This window comes from Xanthomonas sp. NCPPB 3200 (assembly GCF_056393585.1).
In genome coordinates this window covers 921,898-943,994 of the sequence record NZ_CM150785.1, presented here as the reverse complement: position 1 = coordinate 943,994, position 22,097 = coordinate 921,898, and the positions used below count along the sequence as shown (strand labels likewise).

The following is a 22,097-nucleotide window of genomic DNA, read 5'->3' as shown; positions in this document are numbered from 1 at the left end:
CTGCGGCTCACTGGCGGCTCTCCTGCAGCGGTGCAGGCTGGGCGGGTGCGGGCAATGTAGCCGGCGCGAGTGCGGTGGGAATACCCGCAGACACTTCATCCACCGGATCCGGCACCAACGCCGGGTCCAGATCGGCCGGCTGCGGCTTGACCACCGGCTGCCCGGTCTTGCCGGCGGCCTGCGCGGCCAGCCACGACTGGATGTCGTCCGGCGGCACGTCCATCAGCCGCAGCGCGCCCTCCATCACCCTGTGGAACACCGGCGCCGACACCAGGCCGCCGTAATACACCTTGCCCTGCGGATCGTTGATCACGATGACGGTGGCAAAGCGCGGACGCGTGGCCGGCACCAGGCCGGCGAACAGCGCGTTGTAATGCCCGCGCTCGTACCCGTTGGCGCCGTTCTTGCGCGCGGTACCGGTCTTGCCGGCGACGTGATAGCCCAGGATCGCCGCGCCCTTGGCGCCGCCCTGGGTGACCACGGTTTCCATCATGTCGATGACCTGGCGCGCCACTTCCGGAGTGACCACCTGGCGGGTTTCGTTGTGCTGGCCGCGCACGAAGGTCGGCGGGGTCAACTTGCCGCCGTTGCCCAGCGTGGCGTACGCCTGCGCGATCTGCAGCGGCGTCACCGACAGGCCGTAGCCGTAGGACATGGTGGTCTTGGACGGGCCGCTCCAGCGCGCCGGCTGCAGCACCACGCCGGCCGATTCGCCGGGAAAACCGCTGTGCGGGGCAGCGCCGTAACCGAAGTTGCGGATCGACTGATAGAAGGTCTGGTCCGGCACCTTGGCGGCGATCTTGGCCGCGCCGATGTTGGAGCTGCGGGTGATCACGCCGGTGACGTTGAGCACGCCGTTGTTGCGCGGCACATCGCGGATGGTGAAGCGCCCCACCGACATGTAGCCGGGGTTGGTGTCGATGACCGTGTCCTTGGTCACCACACCGGCGGTCAGCGCGGTGGCCACGGTCAGCGGCTTCATCGTCGAGCCCGGCTCGACCAGATCGGTGACCGCACGGTTGCGGCGCGCCGACGGGTTGATGCCGGTGACCGCGTTGGGGTTGTAGGTAGGCAGGTTGACCATCGCCAGCACTTCGCCGGTGGCCACATCCATCACCACCATCGACCCGCCGGCCGCATTGTTTTCGATCAGTGCGTTGCGCAGCTCCTTGTAAGCCAGGAACTGGATGCGGCGGTCGATGCTCAGCGTCAGGTCCTTGCCTGGCTGGGCCGGACGTACCAGATCCACGCTCTCCACGATCGCGCCGCGCGCATCGCGCACCACCTTCTTGGAGCCCGGCTTGCCGCGCAGCCATTCGTCAAAGGCCAGCTCCAGGCCTTCCTGGCCGCGGTCATCGATATTGGTGAAGCCCAGCACGTGGGCCATCGCCTCGCCTTGCGGATAGAAGCGACGGAACTCGCGCTGCGAGAACACACCGGGGATCTTCAGGTCGACGATCGCATGTGCCTTGTCCGGGTTGATCCGGCGCTGCAGGTACATGAATTCCTTGCCGGCCTTCTGCGCCAGCTTGGCGTTCAACTCGTCCAGCGGCTGGCCAAGCGCCTTGGCCAGCTCGGGGATGCGGTCCGGGTTGCGCAACAGTTCCTGCGGATTGACCCAGATCGATTCCACCGGCGTGGACACCGCCAGCGGCTCGCCGTTGCGGTCGGTGATCATGCCGCGCGAGGTGGCGATCGGCAGTTCGCGCAGATAGCGCGCTTCGCCCTGGCGCTGGTAGAAATCGCGGTTGACCAGCTGCACGAACGCCGCCCGGCCGATCAGCGTCACCGAGCACAGGCCCAGCGCGATGCCGACCAGCGTCAGGCGGCCACGCAGGTTGAAGTTGCTGCGCGCGCGGTTGCGGCCGGCCTTCATGGCGCACCTCCGTGTGCGCCACCCTGCGGGCGGCTACGCCGTGCACAACGGCTGTCCTGCCGTTCGGTCACCTGCCGTCTGCTCATGGGCGCACCACCACGATGTCGTTGGTCTCCGGGAACTTCATCCCGATGCGCGCACGCGCAACCTGATCCACGCGATTGCTTTCCGCCCAGGTGGCCTGCTCCAGCTGCAGCCGGCCGAATTCGATATTCAATTCATCGCGCGTGTGCTCGAGCTTGGACAACTGCACGAACAGCTTGCGATGCATGTGGCGCATGTACACGACCCCGATCGCCGAGGCGATGCTGCAGGCAAGCAGCACGATGAGCAGCAGGCGGCTCATGCGGCGTCTCCTTGAGACGCCGGGAGTCGGGATTCGGGATTCGGGATTCGTGAAGCAGCGGCACTGTTGCCTTTGCCCATTCCCGATTCCCCATTCCCCATTCCCAGCTTTTCGGCCACCCGCAACACCGCGCTGCGGGCGCGTGGGTTGACGCCCAGTTCGGCGTCGTCGGCCTTGATGGCGCCGCTGATCAGCTGCAGCGTCGGCACGAACGGCTGCGCTTCGGGCAGGCGGCGGTTGCTCGGCGGGGCCTTGGCGTAGCGGGCCATGAACTGCTTGACGATGCGGTCTTCCAGCGAATGGAAGCTGATCACCGCCAGGCGGCCGCCGGGCTTGAGCGCGCCCAGGGCGGCGTCCAGGCCGGCTTCCAGATCGTCCAGCTCGCGGTTGATGTAGATGCGGATCGCCTGGAAGCTGCGCGTGGCCGGATGGGTCTTGCTGTCGCCGCGCGGCATCACCGAGGCGATCAGATCGGCCAGTTGCGCGGTGCGCAGCAGCGGCTGTTCGGCGCGGCGGGCCACGATGGCGCGCGCGATGCGACGGCTCTGACGCTCTTCGCCATAGGTCCACAGCACGTCGGCGATCTCGCGGTCGCTGGCATGCGCCAGCCACTCGGCCGCGCTCTGGCCGGCATCCGGATCCATGCGCATGTCCAGCGGGCCGTCCTTGCCGAAACTGAAACCGCGCCCGGCCACGTCCAGCTGCGGCGAGGACACGCCCAGATCCAGCAGGATGCCGTCGACGGTTGCCGCAGCGACCACCTGGCCGAGGCCGGCGAAGCTGCCGCGATGGATGGACACGCGCGCATCGTCACCGAACGACTGTTCGGCCACGGCGATCGCGTCGGGGTCCTTGTCCATCACCAGCAGTCGACCTCCCGGGCCAAGATGTTGCAGCACGCCACGGGCGTGTCCGCCACGTCCGAACGTGCCATCGAGATAGGTTCCGTTTTCGATCACCTGCAGGCCGTCCAGAACCTGCGTGTACAGCACCGGCACATGGGCCGCCGGTGGCTGCGACACCGGGTGACCGGGCTGCGCTTCACCGCGCATCCGGGCACCCCGGCTCACAACCTGAGATCGAGCAATTCATCGCCCAGATCCCCGTCAGACAATGTCTGCTGGATCAGTGCGCGATGTGCCTGCTCGCTCCAGAGTTCGAATTTGTCGCCCATGCCCAGCAGCACGGCCTTCTTCTCGATGCCGACCGCATTGCGGTGGCTGGCCGGGATGCTCAGACGGCCATTGGCGTCCAGCTCCAGCACTGCGGAAGAACCCACCAGTTTCTGCTGCAGCGTGCGGACCACGCGTTGGGTATTGGGCTTGGACATCACATCGTCACGCACCCGCTCCCACTCCTTTTCCGCGTACAGCCACAGGCACCCGGCTTCGAACGGGTTGTAGGTGAGCACCAGGCGATTGCCGCTCACACGCGTGACCAGGTCGCGGTACGCGGTTGGCACCGCCATACGCCCCTTGTCGTCCACCGTGATGGCAGTCTCGCCCTGAAACACCGAATACAACCTCGAATACCCGCTGGGGGATCATTGAACCACGAAAAACCACAAAACACCTGGTTTTCCCTCCGTTGCCCACCTTAGCAGCGCGTCAAAGGTTGTCAACAACTTTGAAGGTCACAAATCGCCAGTCGCATCAATGAGTTGCAGCACTCTTTAGAGACTTGTTCAAAGGTTATCCACAAGTTGCTGTTTCATCTCAGATTTTGAGATTGAACAAAAATTCAGGGGCGTGAAGGCCATGTAAACCCGACCGCAGTCTCACTTCACACTGCGCCAGCTGCACATGGTCGTTGCGCAAACAGGCGACAATCGGCGCCATGTGCCTGGTCGCTCTTGCCTGGAAAACCCACCCGCGTTGGCGCCTGCTGCTGGCGGGCAACCGCGATGAATTCCACGACCGGCCGACCGCTGCGCTGGCGCGCTGGCCGGCACCCGCCGACGGCATGCTGGCGGGCCGCGACCTGCGCTCGGGCGGCAGTTGGATGGGGTTGGGCAGCGACGGCCGCGCCGCAGTGGTGACCAATGTGCGCGACCCGCTCGCCACCGCGTCCGGCCGCTCGCGCGGACATCTCATTGCCGACTACCTGGCCGGCAGCCTGGACGCGGCCGTGTACGCCGGCGACCTGGCAGCGGCTGCGCACGAATTCCCGCCATTCAATCTATTGCTGTGCGACGCCGAGCGCTGCGAACACCTCAGCAACCACCCGCCGTTGGCACGCACGCTGGCGCCGGGCATCCACGGCATGTCCAACGGCCCGCTGGACGCGCACTGGCCCAAGACCGCCGCGCTGACTGCAGTCCTGCGCGACTGGTGTGCCGCCGGCAGCGACGACCTGCAACCGCTGTGGACCGCCCTGGGCAACCCCGCCATCGCGCCCGACGCCGCCCTGCCCCACACCGGCGTGGACCTGCCCACCGAACGCCTGCTCTCGGCCGCCTTCATCAACGGCTCCAGCTACGGCACCCGCGCCAGCACCATCGTCGCGGTGGACCACCAGGGCAGCGGCTTCATCCACGAACGCCGCTTCGGCCCCGCCGGGATCTTCCAGGGCGAAACGCGGCTGGACATCGTCGGGACGCGTCGACAATGACTGCCGCAACCAGCGCACAGTGATCGCAGCCAAGGCAAGGCGCCCCAGCAACGCACCCAAGTGCAAGCCCCCTTGAGTCAAGGGGGCGCGGCGACAGCCGCAGGGTTTTGGCATGCCTAGGAGCGGGGCCCGCGTTTTGTACTGCCGAAGGCGGTACCAAGCGTGGGTGTCTGCTTGGGGCGAACGCCCAAAGAAGGCAGCGACACAGCCGCGGAGTTCTGGCCCCCAGAGGGGCCCCGCGTTGAGAAGGGCGAACGCCCGAAAGTAAGGTGGCGGAGCCGGCCGGTAAGCCGGGTTCTGTCGTGGACAGTCATTCGTCTAGGCGCTACGTCACCGCAGCGCTCAAGCAACCTACCCGGATCCAGCGCGGGCCACGCCAATGGATCCCTATTTGGTCTTGCTCCAGGTGGGGTTTGCCGTGCCGGTCCGTTACCGGACTCGCGGTGCGCTCTTACCGCACCATTTCACCCTTACCGGCCCCTCGCCACCCCTCTGCGGCCTCCGAACGCACTTGGCGATGCCTATATGCATCGCCGACACGCTTCAGTGGCGGCAGAGGGGTGACGAGGGACGTAGGCGGTATCTTTCTGTTGCACTTTCCGTCGGCTTGCGCCGCCCAGGCGTTACCTGGCACCTTGCCCTATGGAGCCCGGACTTTCCTCGGCACTCTTGCGAGTGACGCGACTGTCTGGCCGACTCCGCCGGGGCGCACTATACGCTATCGCCACCTTTCAGAACGGCGCCGCGAGCCGGCCCCGCCATCGCCGGCAGGCCCGCAATTGCCCGTAGGAGCGCACCCGGGCGCGAGAGGCCCTATCAAGAAAAATCCCACTACAGGTCAACGTGCTCCTGCAACAGCACACCTACCCGCCATACAAGGCCTTGCGCGGCGCACCGGTCAGTTCGGCGGCCAGCTTGGCGGCAGTGGACGGCGGCAGGTGTTCGGCCAGCTTGGCGTAGACGCGGCGGCCTTCGGCCAGCTGGCCTTCGGCGGCGTCGGCGGCGCCCTGCACCATCACCACGAACTCGCCCTTGCGCTGGTTGTCGTCGGCTTCGACCCTGGCCTGCAGCTCGGCCAGGGTGCCGTCGAGCACGGTTTCGAACAGCTTGGTCAGCTCGCGGGCGATCACCGCCGGGCGCTCGTCACCGAAGGCCCCGCGCAGGTCTGCCAGCGACTCGACAATGCGGTGGGAGGACTCGTAGAACACCAGGGTGCGGGTTTCGCCGGCCAGGTGCGCCAGGCGCTCGCGGCGGGCGGCGCTCTTGGCCGGCAGAAAGCCCTCGAAGCCGAAACGGTCGCTGGGCAGGCCGGCCACGCTGAGCGCGGCGATGGCGGCGCAGGCACCCGGCACCGGGCTGACCCGGATCCCGGCCGCGCGGGCGGCGCGCACCAGCTTGAAGCCGGGGTCGCTGACCAGGGGGGTGCCGGCGTCGCTGACGATGGCCAGCGACTCGCCCTCGCGCAGGCGCGCGACGATGCGCTCGGACATCGCCTCTTCGTTGTGGTCGTGCAGGGCCAGCAACGGGCGGTCGATGCCGAAATGGCCGAGCAGCTGGCGGGTATGGCGGGTGTCTTCGGCGCAGATCGCGGCCACGCCACGCAGCACCTCCTGCGCACGCGGCGACAGGTCGGCCAGGTTGCCGATCGGCGTGGCGACCACGTGCAGGGTTCCGGGGGAGGTCATCAACGGTATTCCGTAGGGCAAAGGGTAGAATCGTAGCGTTTTTAACGGTCCGCCCCGGCGGGCCCCGTCCAATGGATCTGAAATGAACAAGCGTGTTGCAAGGATCTCCGCCCTGTCGCTGATGGTGATGCTGGCCGCCGGCTGCGCCACCAGCAGCGTGACCCAGACCGCCTCGCCTACCCAGAGCGCGGCGCTGGCGTTGCTGGACCAGGGCAAGCCGCGCGAGGCGGCGCAGCAACTGGAAGCCGAGGCCGCCAGCGCCAGCGGTGCGCAGCGCAGCCGCCTGCTGGCCGCGTCTGCATTCGGCTGGCACGACGCCGGCGATGACGCGCGTGCGCGCACGCTGCTGGCGCAGGTGACCCCGCGCCATCTCAGCGGCGAAGACCGCGCCCGCTTCGCGCTATTGACCGGCGAGCTGGCGGTGATCGACAAGCAGGCCGCGCAGGCGCTGCAGGCCCTGGGCGACAGCCCGCAAGGACTGCCGCAGCCGCTGCAGACCCGCTGGCTGCTGGCACGCGCCGCCGCACTGGAAGGCACCGGCGACCTGTTCGGGGCCGCCGCCGACCGCGCACGCGCCGACGCCAGCCTGACCGGCACCCCGCGCAGCGAGAACCAGCGCGCGATCGTGCGCCTGCTCGCCGCACTCGACGACGCCACGCTGAAGGGCCGCACCGCGGCGCTGCCGGCGGGCGACCCGCTGTACAACTTCGCCGGCCGCGCCTTGATCAGCCGCGGGCTGGCGCTGCCGCGCGCCTTCGATCGCGACGCGCAATGGGGCTTTGACACCAGCAAGCGCCCGCCGGCCGAACGCGACGGCTACCGCCCGCCGGTCAAACTGGGCGTGCTGCTGCCGCTCAGCGGCAGCCTGGCGACCGCCTCGGCGCCGGTGCGCGATGGCCTGCTGGCCGGTTACTACGCCGAAACCCGCCGCCGCCCGGAGCTGCGCTTCTTCGACACCGCCGGCACTGCCGCCGGCGCCAATGCCGCCTACGACAAGGCGGTGAGCGCCGGGGTCGATTACGTGGTCGGCCCGCTGGGTCGCGACGAGGTCAGCGCCGTGTTCGCGCGCGGCCAATTGGCAGTGCCGGTGCTGGCGCTCAACCGCCCCACCGACAACAAGGCACCGCCCAGCGGCAGCGCCGGCTTCTCGCTGGCGCCGGAAGACGACGGCATCATGGCCGCCGAATACCTGCTCTCGCGCGAGCGCCGCAACGTGCTGATCGTCGGCACCAGCGACGACAACGGCAAGCGCACCATCAAGGCCTTCCGCGACCGCTTCACAGAACGCGGCGGCAGCGTCGCCGGCAGCATCAGCGTGGCCGAGGTGCCGGGCGACATCGGTGCGCAGCTGCGCAACTACGGTGCCGCCGATGCGGTGTTCCTGGCAGTGCGCGGCAACACCGCGCGCGCGCTGGCGCCGCAACTGGCCCTGAGTGGATTCGCCGGCAAGTCGCGCGTGGGCACCTCGCAGCTGGTGGCCGGCACCGGCAAGGTCGAAGACGACCTGGCCCTGGACGGCATCATCTACCCGAGCGAGACCTGGACCGCGCTGGGCGTGTCCGGGCTGCCGGCCTCGACCCAGGTCGCCAGCACGCTGCCCAGCGCACGCGGACCCGGCGCGCGCCTGTTCGCGTTCGGCTACGACGCCTGGAAGATCAGCGCATATCTGGAAAAACTCGCCACCGGCACCGACGGCGGCCTGCGTGGCGCCACCGGCACGCTGCATCTGGATGGCTTCGGCAACGTGCTGCGCACCCCGGCCTGGTCCACCTTCAACGGTGGCCGCCCGGTGCCGATCGCCGACGGCCGTTGACGCCATGCCGGCAGCGCGCCAGCAGCGGGGTGCGGCGGTGGAGGCGGCCGCACGCGCGCTGCTGGAGCAGGCCGGGTTGCGGCTGGTGGTGGGCAACGCCAACTACCGCGGCGGCGAACTGGATCTGGTGATGCGCGACGGCCAGGCGCTGGTGTTCGTGGAAGTACGCTATCGCCGCGACAACCGCTTCGGCGGCGGCGCGGCATCGGTGGATGCGCGCAAGCGCCGCAAGCTGGTGCTGGCCGCGCAGTTGTTCCTTGCCCATCACCCGGCGCTGGCGACCTTGCCGTGCCGCTTCGATGTAGTGGAAGCCAGCGGCGAGCCGGTGGTGCTGAACTGGATCCGCGACGCCTTCCGCGCCGACGATTGCTGACGACGACGACCCACGCGCGATGCCGACCATCATCACCCATGCCGCGGTGCCGCTGGCGCTCTGGTGCGCCAGTGAACGCGGCCGCCTGTCGCCGCGCCTGCTCGGTGCCGGCATCGTCGCGGCGATGTTGCCCGATGCCGATGTGCTGGCGTTCGCGTTGCATGTTCCGTATGCGGATGCGTTCGGCCATCGCGGTGCCAGCCACTCGTTGCTGTTTGCCGGGCTGATCGCGCTGCTGGGTGGTGTTGCGCATCGCCTGTTGCGTGCGGACGCGCTGCAGGCAGCAGCGTTCTTGTTCGTCTGCGCCGCATCGCATCCATTGCTGGATGCGATGACCTCCGGTGGCCTGGGCGTTGCACTGACCTGGCCCTGGAGCGAGGCGCGCTGGTTCGCGCCATGGCGGCCGATTCGCGTGTCGCCTTTCGCCAACGGTTTCTTCAATGCGCGCGGCCTTGCCACGCTGCTCTCCGAGCTGCGCTGGGTCTGGCTGCCGCTCACCGTCGCGGTGCTGGGATGGAAATGCATCCAGCGCGCGGCACCACAGGATCACACTTCATGACCGATGTGCTTCCCACTGCCCTGGCCGCGTTACTGGCCGCGCGGCTTGGCCCCGATGGCTGGTTGACCGGCGACGACGCGCGGCGCCGCTATGGCGAGGACGATTCGCGCCGCTGGGCATTGCCCGCCGCCGTCGCCTTGCCGGGCGATACCGAGGATGTGGTGGCCATCGTGCAGGCCTGCCGCGCGCATGGCGTGCCGATCGTCGCGCGCGGCGCCGGCACCGGCACCACCGGTGCGGCGGTGCCGTTTTCCGGCGGCGTGGTGGTGTCGATGGCACGCATGGATCGCATCGTTGCGCTGCGTCCGGCCGATCGCTGCGCCATCGTGCAACCGGGCCTGCTCAACGGCCAATTGCAGCAGGCCTTGCAGCCGCATGGCCTGTTCTGGCCGCCGGATCCGTCCAGCGCGGACATCTGCAGCGTCGGCGGCAATCTGGCCACCAATGCCGGCGGCCCGCGCGCGGTGAAATATGGCGCCACCCGCGACAACGTGCTCGGCCTGGTCGCTGTGACCGGCACCGGCGAGGTGATCCGCTGCGGCGGCGCGTACACGAAGAATTCCACCGGCTACGACCTGACGCATCTGCTGGTCGGCAGCGAAGGCACCCTGGCGATCATCGTCGAAGCGACCTTGAAGCTGACGCCGCGCGCGATCGCGCAAGCCGGCGTGCGCGCGCTGTATCGCGATGCGGCCAGCGCCGCGGCGGCGGTGTCGCGCATCATGGCGCAACCGACCACGCCGACGATGCTGGAATTCATGGATGCCAGTGCGATCGCATTACTGCGCCGCAATGGCAGCGATGTGCCCGAGGCCGGCGCGATGCTGCTGATCGAAGCCGATGGCGATCACGACACCCTGCCCTACGCATTGCAGGCCTTGCACGATGCCGCCGATGGCGAGGGCGTGGTGAGCCTGGACGTGGCCGCCGATGGCAGCGCGCGCGACAGGTTGTGGGCCGCGCGGCGTGCGCTGTCGCCGGCATTGCGCACGATCAAGCCGGGCAAGATCAACGAGGACGTGGTGGTGCCGGTCTCGCGCATCCCCGAACTGGTGGCCGGCGTGGAAGCGCTTGCCGCCGAATTCGCGTTGCCGATCGTGGCCTTCGGCCATGCCGGCAACGGCAACCTGCACGTCAACATCATGTACGACCCGGCCGATGCCGACGAAGACGCGCGCGCACATGCCGCATTGCCGCGTCTGTTCGCACTGGTGCTGTCGCTGGAAGGCACACTCTCCGGCGAGCACGGCATCGGCGTGGCCAAGCGCGACTTCATGGCCCAGGCCTTCAGCGCAGAGACGCTGGCGGCGATGCGCGCGATCAAGGCCGCGCTCGATCCGGACGGGATCCTGAATCCGGGCAAGGTGCTGCCACCGCGCTAGTGGCGTTGTCGCCTCAGCGCGTCACCCCGATAAAGCGCAAACCCACGCCCGGTTCGGTGACGATGTAATGCGGGTCGGCGGCATCGTCGTGCAGTTTCTGGCGCAGCTTGCCGACCAGGATGCGCAGGTAATGGGTATCTTCCTCGTGGGTGGGGCCCCACACCTCGCGCAGCAGTTGCGGCTGGGTGACCACGCGGCCGGCGTGCTTGAGCAGCAGCGCGAGCAAGGCGTATTCCTTGCGGCTCAAGGGCACCGCTTCGCCATCGAGGGTGACCTCGCGCAGGCCCAGGTGGATGTGCAGGCGGCCGTCGTCGAACACGCTCTCTTCCACCGTGCTGCCGGCGCCGGCCTGGCGCAGCAGCGCGCGGATGCGCGCCATCAGTTCCTGCACGCCGAACGGTTTGGTGACGTAGTCGTTGGCGCCGGCATCGAGCGCGGCGACCTTTTCGGTTTCGCCGGCGCGCACGGTGAGCATGATCACCGGCACGTTGGACCACTGGCGGATCTCGCGCAGCACCTCGTGGCCGTCGCGATCGGGCAGGCCGATGTCCAGCACCACCAGTTCGGCGCCCTGCCCGGCCAGCGTGGCCAGGCCTTCCTCGGCGGTGCCGGCCTGCAGCACGCGGTAGCCCTGCGCACGCAGGCTGATGTCGAGAAAGCGGCGGATCTGCGGCTCGTCGTCGACGATCAGCACGCGGGCAGGCGGGATGGCAGTGGGGTCAGTCGGCATCGGGGCGAGGTGGCGCGGCGGGAACGAGCAACGGCAGCGTAATGCGGATCGTGGTGCCGTGACCATCGGCGCCGGCCAGCGCCTCCACGCTGCCGCCATGCGCGCCGATCATGCCCTGGCAGATGGTCAGGCCCAGCCCGGTGCCGTGACGGCCGCGGTCGCCACGCTCCACGCTGTAGAACATGTCGAAAATGCGCGCGCGCTCGTCCTCGGGAATGCCGGGACCCTGGTCGCCGATATCGATCTGCAGCGCGCCGGCCTGCAGCCGTGCCTGCACGGTCACGGCCACACCGGCTGGCGAAAAGTTCGCCGCATTCTCCAGCACGTTGAAGATGGCCTGTTCCACCAGTGCCGGGTGCACCCAGATCGCCGGCAGGTCGGCGGCCAGATCCAGTTGCAGGCGCACCGCCGGCTGGTAGCGCTGCAGCCGCCGCGTGGCCGAGCCGATCAGCTCGTCCACACCAATCCAGTCGCGCTTCAAGGTCAGCCCGGTGTGGCCGAGCCGGGTCATGTCGAGCAGGTTCTGGATGTAGCGATCCAGCCGCTCGCCTTCGAGCTGGATGGTATCGAGCAGACTGTGGCGGTCCTGCGCGTCCATTGCATCGCCGTAGCTGGCCAGGCTGCTGGCCGAGCCGATCATCGAGGCCAGCGGCGAGCGCAGATCGTGCGAGACCGAGGACAGCAATGCCGAGCGCAGGCGCTCGGTTTCGCCACTGACACGCGCGCCTTCCAGATCGGCGACCAGGCGCGTGCGCAGCGCCGCCTGGCCGATGTCCTCCACCATCGCTTCGGCCAGCCGACGCTCCTCCAGGCCGGGCCGCTGCACGCTCTGACGAAAGCGCAGCGCGGCCACCCCCAGGCTGCCGCGTTCGTGCCGCACCGGCAGACACCACCACTGCGCGCCGGCCAGCGTGTCGGTGAAGCGGCCGGCCGGTTGACCGTGGCGCTGGGTCCAGTCCGCCGCGCTGCGATCGAGTGCACCGAAGCTGGCCGGCGCATCGCTTTCGCGCTGCTCCAGGCGCAACCAGGCCTCGGCATCCAGGGCCGTGGCCAGCGCGCGACGGCCGGCTTCCAGCACCTGCCCCAGATCGGCGGCGGTGCTGAGCTCGCGGGCCAGCGTCTGCAGCGCATTGGCATGCGCATTGGCAGCGCGCAAGGCCAGCACCTGGCTGCGCAGGCGCGAGGCCAGGCGGCCGGCGACCAGGGCGGCGATCAGGAACAGGCATACCGTCACCACGCCCTGGCGCGCGCTGATGTGCAGGGTGAAGCGCGGTTCGATGAAGAAGAAGTTGTAGGCGACAAAACTCAGCAGCGCGGCGATCACCGCGGCAGCCATGCGCGTGCGCGAGGCCACCAGCACCACCGCGACGATGAACACCATCGACAGGTCGTCGATGTCGGTCCAGCGCTGGATCACCCACGCCACCGCGACCGCGGCGGCGGCGGCGATCGCCGCGAAGGCCAGGTCGTAACGCTGCAGCCACTGGCGCGGATTGCGCCAACGCTGGCGTGCGCGTGCGCGCGCGTCCGCGGAACTGACGATGACCAGTTCGTAATGCGCGCCACGCTGCAGCAGTTGCTGGGTCAGTGTGCGGTTGAACATGCGCGCCAGCGGGCGTTCGCGCGTGCGCCCCAGCACCAGCGTGGACACGCCGTTTTGCGCGGCGAAATCCAGCAACGCCTCGGCGACGTTGGCGCCGTGCAGCAGCGCGGTATCGCCCCCCAGGCGGCGTGTCAGTGCGAAGGCGCGGTCGATCTCCAGCTGCCAGGCGGCGTCGGCCACGGTGCGCGTCTGCACGGTGACCACCGTCCACGGTGCATCGCGTCGTTCGGACAACCGCCGCGCCACCCGCACCAGATAATCCGAGCTGCCACGCCCATCGATGGCCACCACCACGCGGCGACGCAAGGCGGCAGTGCCTGGCAAACCGCGTGCGGCCTGGGTGTCGCGCAGGTCGCTGTCGACGCGGTCGGCCGCGGTCTGCATCGCCAGCTCGCGCAGCGCGGTGAGGTTGGAAGGCGAAAAGAACGCCTGCAAGGCCTGTGTCGCCTGCTCGGGCAGATACACCTTGCCCTGCTGCAGGCGTTCGATCAGTTCGCGCGGCGGCAGGTCCACCAGCACGATGTCGCGCAGGCGGTCGAACACCGCATCGGGCACGGTTTCGGACACGCGCACACCGGTGATGCGCAGCACGATGTCGTTGAGGCTTTCCAGGTGCTGGATGTTGACTGTGGTGTAGACATCGATGCCGGCATCGAGCAGTTCCACGATGTCCTGCCAGCGCCGTTCGTGCCGGCTACCCGGCACGTTGCGATGGGCCAGCTCGTCGATCAGCGCCAGCTTCGGCTTGCGCGCCAACAACGCGTCCAGGTCGAGTTCTTCCAGCTCCCGGCCCTGGTAGTTGATGCGGGTGCGCGGCAGCAGTGGCAGGCCGTCCAGCAGTGCCGCGGTTTCGCTGCGGCCATGGGTTTCCACCACCCCGGCCACCACGTCCATGCCCTGGCGCAGGCGCTCGCGCGCCCGCGACAGCATGGCGTAGGTCTTGCCCACCCCGGGCGCTGCGCCCAGAAACACGGTCAGGCGCCCGCCATGTTCGCGCTGCAGTTCGCCGATCAGCGCGTCGGCTTGTTGGGTGCGGGCGTCAATCATGGAGGCCGGGATTGGGGAAGCGGGATTGGGGATTGGGGATTGGTGCAGCCTACCGCGAGCTGACAGCTCTAGTGCTGTTGCTTGGCCCCATTCCCGATTCCCGACTCCCCATTCCCCGCGCGATCCAGCACCAGGTTCAGTGCCAGCACATTCACCCGCGGCTGCCCGAGCAGGCCGAACTGTGGCTGTTCGGTGGCGGCCCGTACCAGCGCAGCCACGCGCTGTTCCGGCCAGCCGCGCGCGGCGGCGACGCGGCGCACCTGGACCTGGGCGCCGGCCGGGCTCAGGTGTGGATCCAGGCCACTGCCGGATTGGGTGACCAGCTCGGCGGGGACCGCCTCCGGTGCGATGCCGTCGCGTGCAGCCACCTCGGCGCGCGTGGCGGCGATGCGGCTCTGCAGGTCGGGATTGGAGCGCGCCTGGTTGCTGCCGGCCGCCGCGCTTGGGTCGTACTTGGCCGCCGAGGGGCGTGGCTGGAAATAGCGCGCATTGGCAAACGGCTGCGCCACCAGGGCCGAGCCGACCACACGCGTGTCATCGCGCAGCAACGAGCCGTGCGCCTGCGCGGGGAACAGCGCACCGGTGATGCCGGTGGCGACCAGCGAATAGCTCAGGCCCAGGCCCAGCAGGATGAACAACGCCAGCATCACCGCCCCGCGCAGGGCGCCGTCGTCACGCAATGGCTGCGCCGTGGACGTACCGGTTTTCGAAGAAATCGTCATGACTCAGTTCCCCAAAGTGGCGACAAGCGCCAGGTCGATCAACTTGATGGCGGCAAACGGCAGCAACACGCCACCCACGCCGTACATCAGCATGTTCCGGCGCAGCAGGGCCGTGGCGCTGGACGGGCGAAAGCGCACGCCGCGCAACGCCAGCGGAATCAATGCCGGGATGATCAGCGCATTGAAGATCAACGCCGCCAGCACCGCATGCCGCGGGTTGGACAACTGCATCACGTTGAGCGCGGCCATCGACGGAATCGCCGCGGCAAACAGCGCCGGCAGGATCGCGAAGTACTTGGACACATCGTTGGCCAACGAGAACGTGGTCAACGCACCGCGCGTGATCAGCTGCTGCTTGCCCACTTCGACCACCGCCAGCAGTTTGGCCGGATCCGAATCCAGATCGACCATGTTGCCGGCCTCCTTGGCCGCCTGCGTGCCGGAGTTCATCGCTAGGCCCACGTCGGCCTGGGCAAGCGCCGGCGCATCGTTGGTGCCGTCGCCGACCATCGCCACCAGCCGCCCGCCGGCCTGCTCGGCGCGGATGCGGGCCAGCTTGTCTTCCGGGCGCGCCTGGGCGATGTAGTCGTCCACGCCGGCTTCGGCGGCAATCGCGGCGGCCGTGAGCGGGTTGTCGCCGGTGATCATCACCGTCTTGATGCCCATCGCACGCAGCTGCGCGAACTTTTCCTTGATGCCTTGCTTGACCACATCGCTCAGCTCGACCACGCCCAGCACATGCCGGCCTTCGGCCACCACCAGCGGGGTGGCGCCGCCGCGCGCGACTTCTTCGATGCGGCCGTTCAACTCCGGCGACACCGTGGCGCCCTGCGCCTGCACATAGGCCACGATCGCATCGCCGGCACCCTTGCGGATGCTGCGCCCGGCCAGATCCACGCCAGACATGCGGGTCTGCGCGGTGAAGCCGATGAAATGCGCGCCCTCCGGCTCGACCGCCACCGCGCCCTGCTGGCGTGCCAGCTTGACGATGGATTTGCCTTCCGGCGTCGGGTCGGCCAGCGAGGCCAGCATTGCCGCATCGCGCAGCTGCGCACGGTCGATACCGGCCAGCGGATGGAACGCGGTGGCCTGCCGGTCGCCGTAGGTGATGGTGCCGGTCTTGTCGAGCAACAGCACGTCCACGTCGCCGGCCACTTCCACCGCCTTGCCGGATTTGGCCAGCACATTGGCAGACAGCGCGCGGTTCATGCCGGCGATGCCGATCGCCGGCAACAGCCCGCCGATGGTGGTCGGGATCAGGCACACCAGCAGCGCGATCAGCAACAGCGGGTCCAGCGTGACCCCGACGAAGCCGGCGATCGCCGGCAGCGAGGCCACCACGATCAGGAAGGTCAGCGTCATCGCCGCCAGCAACAAGGTGAGCGCAATTTCGTTCGGCGTCTTCTGCCGGTTGGCGCCTTCCACCAAGGCGATCATGCGATCCAGGAAACTATGCCCCGGCTCGGCGGTGACCTTGAACACGATCTCGTCGGAGAGCACCCGCGTTCCGCCGATCACGCCACTGCGATCGGTGCCGGCCTCGCGCAGTACCGGTGCCGATTCGCCGGTGACCGCCGCTTCATTGATCGTTGCAACGCCGCGCACGATCTCGCCATCGGCCGGGACGAATTCGCCTTCGGACACCATCACGTAGTCGCCCGGGCGCAGCTCTGCCGCCGGCACGCGGGTCTCGCGGCCGCCAAGTGCGGTTTCCACCCGGCGGGCGACCAGATCCTTGCGCGCACGGCGCAACGATGCGGCCTGCCCACGCCCGCGCGCCTCGGCGATGGCCTCGGCGAAATTGCCGAACAGCACGGTGACGAACAGGATCGCCGTCACCGCCCAGCCAAACCCGGCATTGCCATACCCGCTGGCGGTGATCACCGCCGCCAGCAGCGTGCCGCCCATCACCACCGCCATCACCGGGCTGCGCAGCAGATGCCGCGGCGCCAACTTGAGGAAGGCCGCGCGCATCGCCGCCACCAGCACGGCGGCGTCGAACAACGCCGCGTCACCGCGCGCGCGTTTTTCAGTCGTATCGATCGTAGACATTGCTCAAGCTCTCAGGACGCCGCCAGGGCGAGGTGTTCAGCGATAGGACCCAGCACCAGTGCCGGCATGAACTGCAGCACGGTGAGCACCAGCACGATCGCCATCAGGGTCAGCGCGAAGGTTGGCGTTTCGACCCGCAGGCTGCCGGCCGATTCCGGCGCGCGCCGCTTCACTGCCATGCGCGCGGCCACCATCAGCGGCAGGATCAGCGCGGGATAGCGGCCCAATGCCAGCACCGCCGAGCAACTCAGGTTCCACCAGTACGTCGCATCGCCCAGGCCTTCGAAACCCGACCCGTTGTTGGCAAAGGCCGAGGTGTACTCGTAGAACACCTGGCTGATGCCGTGGAAGCCGGGATTGGAATTGGCGGTAAATGCCGGCACCGCCAGCGCCACTGCGGTGAAGCCCAGCACCACCAATGGCTGCAGCAGGATCAGCAGCGCAAGCAACTGCACCTCGCGCGCTTCGATCTTGCGGCCGAACAACTCCGGCGTGCGCCCGGTCATCAAACCGGCCAGGAACACGCTCAGCAGCAGATACACCACGAACTGCTGCAGGCCGCAGCCGATGCCGCCCCAGATCGCGTTGATCAGCATGTCCACCAGCGTGACCAGGCCACTCAACGGCGCCAGCGAATCGTGCATCGCATTGACCGAGCCGTTGGAGGTCTGCGTGGTCAAGGCCGCCCACAACGCAGACGCATCTGCGCCGACACGCACCTCCTTGCCTTCCATCAAGGCAGCCGAGCTGGCGCTGGACGAATGCGCTTCGGACCACAGCAACAGCGCGGTGGATGCGACCGACATCGTCAGCATGGTGCCGAACACCAGCGCGGTGAGGCGCTTGCGCCCGGTCAGATAGCCGACCATGAACACCACGCTCATCGGCAACAGCACCAGTGCCAAGGTCTCCAGCAGGTTGCTCAGCGGCGTGGGATTTTCCAGCGCCACCGAACTGTTGGGGCCGTACCAGCCGCCACCGTTGGTGCCGAGCTGCTTGACCGCGACCATCGCGGCAACCGGCCCGACCGGAATGGTCTGCTTGGACATGCCGGCGCTGCTGTCCAGCGGTGCGGCAGTGGCCGCACCCTGCAGCGTGGAGGGCACGCCCTGCCAGCCGAGCAGCACGGTCCACAGCAGGCACAGCGGCAGCAACACACGCACGCTGGCGCGGATCACATCCGCCCAGTAATTGCCGACGTCTGCCTCCGGCAACGCCTCCAATCCGGCAGCCGACTGCTGCCGCCCCGGGCGTGGCATGACGATCTCCGGCTCCTCCAGCCCGGCCACCCGTGGCTTGGCGCTGGCCGTCGAATTGGATGCCGGCGAGGCATCGAACACAGTTGCGACCGCCCGCCCCCCGAATAATGCGCGCAAGGTCGCCACCGCCAATGCCAGGCCCATCATCGGCGTGACCACCTGTAGGCCGACGATGCCGGTCATCTGCGCCAGATACGACAACTGCGCCTGGCCCGAGTAGTGCTGCTGATTGGTGTTGGTGACGAACGACACCATAGTGTGCAGCGCGGTGTCCCAGCGCATGTTCGGGATGGCGTCCGGGTTGAACGGCAGCCACGCCTGGGTCATGAACACTGCCCAGGTAAGCAGGCCGACAACCAGGTTGCTGAGCAGGAACGCTACCGCATACCCACGCCACGACATCCCCTGCTGCGGGCGGGTACCGAGTAACGCATACAACGGCCGTTCGATCCAGCCGAACAGCACGTCGCCACGCATCGGGGCGCCGCGCATCACCGCTGCCAGGTAGCGGCCCAGGGGCCAGGCCAGCACGATGGCCAGCGCGTAGACAAGGAGAGTTTCAATCATTGGAGCGCACTCGCATCAGAAGTCTTCGGGGCGCAGGACCACGTACAACAGGTACGCGGCGGCAACGAGTACGGCCACGCCGCACAACAGGGACAACCAGGCAGGCATGTCGGCTACTCCCCGAGACGCGCGCAACGCGGCGCGATGGATGCGATAGGCGACGGCGCATGCAGCGTCTGCAGGCCGACAAGGCAAAGAGCTGCCGCACCGCGCGCGTAGCGGCGATGGAGCAGACAGGTCAAGGGATGCATCGGGATCGTCCACGGCGGAACCGCTCCGCCAACCCGCGCAGTGTCTTCCCGGGCTGCGTAAAGTCGCTATGGACCTGCAACAGCCGCCGCGTAAATTCCGCATAAATGCTGTATGGCGACGGTCTGCAGTCACGTCTCCGCGCTATGCAGTCGTTTCCGGGCAACTTCGGCCTCTAGTCCCAACTCAGGACGACCAGGTTTTGAGTCAGTGCGTTATGAGGTCGGAGCAAAGCCTCGTTGGTCGAGGGCGCGGTGCCCTCACCACTTCCGCGACACGCCGTAGATCCGTCCATGGAGGCTCCTTGGCGGCATCCATGCCGCCAAGGGTCCCGGAACCGGCAAGGTCACCGCACCAGGACGTTTTGAGGTTGCTTCATTGAAAGCCTGCTAACTGCTCGGCTCGTCTTGGCAACTGATTAGCCATGCTGCAAAAACTGCATGCCACGCCCTGCTCGCCCGTGCACACCGACTATCTGGACTGGTCCTTGCCCGCCCACCGTCGCGGGACCTTACGCGGCATGGATGCCGCGTAAGAGCCTACAGGGACGTACTTGCGGCGTGTCCTGCGATGGTGGGCGGGCAAGGGCCCTGCAGCAAGCTCACAGCGTCGAGGGCGCGGCGAAGACACCGCACGGTTGCAGGCTGGTTCGTTGAACACCATGCACACCGACCATTTCGACTGGTACTTGCCCGCTCACCGTCGCGGGACCTTACGCGGCATGGATGCCGCGTAAGAGCCTACACGGACGTACTTGCGACGTGTCCTGCGAGGGTGGGCGGGCAAGGGCCCTGCAAAAAGCCGCAGATCAACCGCTCTACAGCAGACCTATCCGCGCCACCTACTCCCCTAATGTCCTAAGACACAAAGACAACCGGATCTCCGAGTTGCATCCTCGTTCTCCAGAGGCAGTCAAGACCTGGCGAGGCGAGCGCACAGCGCCCGCTCCGCTCGCAAAAACAAGCGTGACGCCGCAGCTGGAGGCTCCCCACGTGTCCCCACCTGTCGACGGAGCGATCACCGCCGCTGCACTAACGTACCGGCGTCATCCATCAGAGTCCTTGCACATGCCTGTCAGCTACTCGATCAGCCTGCCCGACCCCAAGCTCGCCCGCGGCGGCGATGCGAGCGTGAGCTTTAGTGCCCATGGTGCCGAGGCCTTTGCCGAACAGTTGCAGGCCGCCTTGCGTGATCCGGCCTGGTTCGATCGCTGGCGCCAGCTGCAGGCCGACCCGGACGCGGTGGACCCCAGCCTGGGCGTGAACGATCCATCGGCCACGGTTACCGGCAAGCAGGGCGATCTGCGTGTGGACCTGGTCGCCACCACCAGTATCCCCGGCGACCTGCTCAAGCAGCGCATGCAGGCCCTGGCCGGGCACCACTGGGAACTGCGCGACGTGCGTTGAGTTCCACGGCCGCCGCGTGCACGACGCGGCGGCACTTTGCTCAGGCCGGTGCGCTGTCTGCCACACGCCGCGGCCAGCGCCATTTCAGATTCACCGCCAGTGTGCCCACCACGATCAGCGCCAGGCCCAGCCACTGCACCGGCACCAATGCGTGGCCATAGAGCAGATAGTCCAGCAGTAGCGTCACCAGCGGATACACGAACGCCAGCACCGCAATCGTGGCCACATGCAGATGGCGATAGGACGAATAGAACAGCACATAGACGATACCGCTGTGGATCACGCCCAGGCCCGCCAGCCACAGCCAGTGCACACCCGGATGCAACGCCGCACTGCTGGAAAACCCGGCCAGCAGGAACGTGCCGACCCAGCATTGCACCGTCACCACTGCCAACGGCCGCTCGCGGCTGATACGGCGCGACATCAGCAGCGACGCACCGCATAGCAGCGCCGCCAGCAGCGTGAGTGCAATGCCGATCAGATAGCCACGGTCGGCCGCCTGCCACAACCGCGCCGGATTTGCCGAGCAGGCCACGCCGACGAATGCCAGCAACGTCCAGCCCAGATCGGCACGCCGCGTGCGCTCGCCTTGCACCAGCGCGGCCAGCAGCAACATCACGAACGGAAACACGTGGTAGACCATGGTCGCCACGCCGATCGACGAGCGCGCCATGCCGGCGAACAACGCCGCCCAATTCAACACCAGCAGCACACCGCTGACGATGGCATCGCGCAACAGCGCACGCTCGCGCCACAGCCCTCGTAGCTGTCCACCGACCAAGCCGCATAGGGTAAGAAACAGCGCCCCGAACAGGCAGCGATAGAACACCGCCGTCACCGGATCCTGCCCGCTTTCGTGGACGAATACGCCGACCGAACCGATCAGGACTTCGGCAACCAGCAATTGCCAGACCGCCCGTCGCCCAGCGCCGGCCGATACTGCATGCACAGGTAGGGGAGTGTTCATAGCGCAATGGTTCCCTGCAGATACTGGACAGCGCTGCCGCGCACGTAGACATGCCGCGGCTCGACCCGGCACTGCAGTTCGCCGCCACGCGCGGAGGCCTGCAGCGCGGTGAGTTGCGTCTTGCCCAGCCGCTGCGCCCATAACGGCGCAAGCGCGGCATGAATCGATCCGGTAACCGGATCTTCGCTACCGCCGTTGCAGGGCCAGAAGTAGCGGGAAACAAAATCATGCTCAAGGCCTGGTGCGGTGACCGCCACATCGCGCGGCGCTAGCGCCAGCATCCGGCCCAGATCCGGCGTCACCGCACGCACCTGTGCTTGGTCGGCGTAGACGGCGATATACGCCTGCACGTTCGCATAGACAGCGTGGGGCGCGATCGATAACGACTCAGACAACGCGTGCGGCACTACTTGCAGCAGCGACGGCTCCTGGTTGGGAAAGCGCAGCTCGAAGCTGCGCTCATCCATCCTGGCAACGGCGATCTCACCGACAGCCGGCGCACGCAAGCGTAGTGGAAACGCCGCCAGCTGGTGCGTCGCGATCACGAACGCGCTGGCCAAGGTCGCATGCCCGCAGAAGCCGACCTCCTTGAGCGGAGAAAACCAGCGGATGTCGAATACGCCACTGTCGTCGCGAACGAAGAAGCCGGTCTCCGAAAGATTGTGTTCGCTGGCGATGGCCTGCATCACCGGCTCCGGCAACCAGGCCTGCAACGGCACCACGGCTGCCGGATTGCCCTTGAAACGCAGCGTGGTGAACGCATCGACGATAAACACAGGAAGCAGCACGGCCAACCTCACACAAGGGAAGATACCTGGCGTACTCACCGGGCACGGCCAGTCTGCAACGCG

The 22,097-nt window shown here is 67.8% G+C and carries 19 protein-coding genes and 1 other RNA gene; 6 read left to right on the top strand and 14 right to left on the bottom strand.

What is annotated here, in order from left to right; translation table 11 throughout:
- Positions 1-7: 7 nt before the first annotated feature.
- The 4 genes from AC06DU_RS03950 to mraZ form a co-directional block, all read right to left on the bottom strand.
- Entirely contained in the window at positions 8-1,876 is a 1,869-nt protein-coding gene (locus AC06DU_RS03950) for a peptidoglycan D,D-transpeptidase FtsI family protein (RefSeq protein ID WP_478203633.1), read from the bottom strand.
- Between the two features lie 82 nt (positions 1,877-1,958).
- Positions 1,959-2,222, bottom strand: a complete 264-nt coding sequence (ftsL, locus tag AC06DU_RS03945; RefSeq protein WP_005991913.1) for a cell division protein FtsL — start codon at positions 2,220-2,222, stop codon at positions 1,959-1,961.
- Positions 2,219-3,274 (bottom strand): 16S rRNA (cytosine(1402)-N(4))-methyltransferase RsmH, encoded by a 1,056-nt coding sequence (rsmH, locus tag AC06DU_RS03940; protein ID WP_478204360.1) that lies wholly within the window; start codon positions 3,272-3,274, stop codon positions 2,219-2,221. The genes ftsL and rsmH overlap by 4 nt, the downstream gene beginning before the upstream one ends.
- Positions 3,275-3,288: 14 nt before the next feature.
- The gene (mraZ, locus tag AC06DU_RS03935; protein ID WP_016903087.1) at positions 3,289-3,744 is read right to left on the bottom strand and encodes a division/cell wall cluster transcriptional repressor MraZ; all 456 of its coding nucleotides are present in this window, start codon (positions 3,742-3,744) and stop codon (positions 3,289-3,291) included.
- Between the two features lie 314 nt (positions 3,745-4,058).
- Here mraZ and AC06DU_RS03930 point away from each other — a divergent pair, with 314 nt between their 5' ends.
- On the top strand, positions 4,059-4,832 hold the full coding sequence (locus AC06DU_RS03930; protein WP_478203631.1) for an NRDE family protein: 774 nt from the start codon (positions 4,059-4,061) through the stop codon (positions 4,830-4,832).
- 270 nt (positions 4,833-5,102) lie between these two features.
- On the opposite strand, the gene rnpB is transcribed toward AC06DU_RS03930, so the two are convergent.
- Both rnpB and rsmI read right to left on the bottom strand, forming a co-directional pair.
- Positions 5,103-5,532, bottom strand: an RNA gene (rnpB, locus tag AC06DU_RS03925) — RNase P RNA component class A.
- A gap of 163 nt (positions 5,533-5,695) precedes the next feature.
- The gene (gene rsmI, locus AC06DU_RS03920; protein ID WP_039523544.1) at positions 5,696-6,517 is read right to left on the bottom strand and encodes a 16S rRNA (cytidine(1402)-2'-O)-methyltransferase; all 822 of its coding nucleotides are present in this window, start codon (positions 6,515-6,517) and stop codon (positions 5,696-5,698) included.
- An 82-nt stretch (positions 6,518-6,599) separates the two neighbouring features.
- Between rsmI and AC06DU_RS03915 the strand changes: the two genes are divergently transcribed.
- Genes AC06DU_RS03915 through AC06DU_RS03900 form a run of 4 tightly spaced genes read left to right on the top strand, consistent with a single transcriptional unit; the run spans position 6,600 to position 10,644 of the window.
- A complete protein-coding gene (locus AC06DU_RS03915) occupies positions 6,600-8,330 on the top strand; it encodes a penicillin-binding protein activator (protein ID WP_039530705.1) in 1,731 nt (576 codons plus the stop codon).
- Positions 8,331-8,334: 4 nt separating this feature from the next.
- On the top strand, positions 8,335-8,703 hold the full coding sequence (locus tag AC06DU_RS03910) for a YraN family protein (protein ID WP_102581974.1): 369 nt from the start codon (positions 8,335-8,337) through the stop codon (positions 8,701-8,703).
- Between the two features lie 19 nt (positions 8,704-8,722).
- On the top strand, positions 8,723-9,262 hold the full coding sequence (locus tag AC06DU_RS03905; protein ID WP_024939435.1) for a metal-dependent hydrolase: 540 nt from the start codon (positions 8,723-8,725) through the stop codon (positions 9,260-9,262).
- Positions 9,259-10,644: an FAD-binding oxidoreductase gene (locus tag AC06DU_RS03900; protein WP_435014888.1), complete on the top strand. Its 1,386-nt coding sequence runs from the start codon at positions 9,259-9,261 to the stop codon at positions 10,642-10,644. Before AC06DU_RS03905 ends, AC06DU_RS03900 begins: the two co-directional genes overlap by 4 nt.
- 13 nt (positions 10,645-10,657) lie before the next feature.
- Here AC06DU_RS03900 and AC06DU_RS03895 read toward each other — a convergent pair whose 3' ends face one another.
- The 6 genes from AC06DU_RS03895 to AC06DU_RS03870 all read right to left on the bottom strand — a co-directional run bounded on the left by AC06DU_RS03895 (position 10,658) and on the right by AC06DU_RS03870 (position 18,732).
- Positions 10,658-11,374 (bottom strand): response regulator, encoded by a 717-nt coding sequence (locus AC06DU_RS03895; RefSeq protein ID WP_016903095.1) that lies wholly within the window; start codon positions 11,372-11,374, stop codon positions 10,658-10,660.
- Positions 11,364-14,024 (bottom strand): DUF4118 domain-containing protein, encoded by a 2,661-nt coding sequence (locus AC06DU_RS03890; RefSeq protein WP_478203630.1) that lies wholly within the window; start codon positions 14,022-14,024, stop codon positions 11,364-11,366. Before AC06DU_RS03890 ends, AC06DU_RS03895 begins: the two co-directional genes overlap by 11 nt.
- A gap of 68 nt (positions 14,025-14,092) precedes the next feature.
- Positions 14,093-14,746: a potassium-transporting ATPase subunit KdpC gene (kdpC, locus tag AC06DU_RS03885; protein WP_478203628.1), complete on the bottom strand. Its 654-nt coding sequence runs from the start codon at positions 14,744-14,746 to the stop codon at positions 14,093-14,095.
- A gap of 3 nt (positions 14,747-14,749) precedes the next feature.
- Positions 14,750-16,798 (bottom strand): potassium-transporting ATPase subunit KdpB, encoded by a 2,049-nt coding sequence (gene kdpB / locus AC06DU_RS03880; protein WP_039515790.1) that lies wholly within the window; start codon positions 16,796-16,798, stop codon positions 14,750-14,752.
- Between the two features lie 11 nt (positions 16,799-16,809).
- Entirely contained in the window at positions 16,810-18,624 is a 1,815-nt protein-coding gene (gene kdpA, locus AC06DU_RS03875; protein WP_478203626.1) for a potassium-transporting ATPase subunit KdpA, read from the bottom strand.
- Between the two features lie 15 nt (positions 18,625-18,639).
- The gene (locus AC06DU_RS03870; protein WP_006452907.1) at positions 18,640-18,732 is read right to left on the bottom strand and encodes a potassium-transporting ATPase subunit F; all 93 of its coding nucleotides are present in this window, start codon (positions 18,730-18,732) and stop codon (positions 18,640-18,642) included.
- A gap of 1,208 nt (positions 18,733-19,940) precedes the next feature.
- Here AC06DU_RS03870 and AC06DU_RS03865 point away from each other — a divergent pair.
- On the top strand, positions 19,941-20,279 hold the full coding sequence (locus AC06DU_RS03865) for a hypothetical protein (RefSeq protein ID WP_478203625.1): 339 nt from the start codon (positions 19,941-19,943) through the stop codon (positions 20,277-20,279).
- Between the two features lie 40 nt (positions 20,280-20,319).
- On the opposite strand, the gene AC06DU_RS03860 is transcribed toward AC06DU_RS03865, so the two are convergent.
- Together AC06DU_RS03860 and AC06DU_RS03855 are read right to left on the bottom strand one after the other, a co-directional pair.
- Positions 20,320-21,246, bottom strand: a complete 927-nt coding sequence (locus AC06DU_RS03860) for a DMT family transporter (RefSeq protein ID WP_478203624.1) — start codon at positions 21,244-21,246, stop codon at positions 20,320-20,322.
- Positions 21,243-22,034 (bottom strand): PhzF family phenazine biosynthesis protein, encoded by a 792-nt coding sequence (locus AC06DU_RS03855; protein WP_478203622.1) that lies wholly within the window; start codon positions 22,032-22,034, stop codon positions 21,243-21,245. Before AC06DU_RS03855 ends, AC06DU_RS03860 begins: the two co-directional genes overlap by 4 nt.
- Positions 22,035-22,097: the final 63 nt, after the last annotated feature.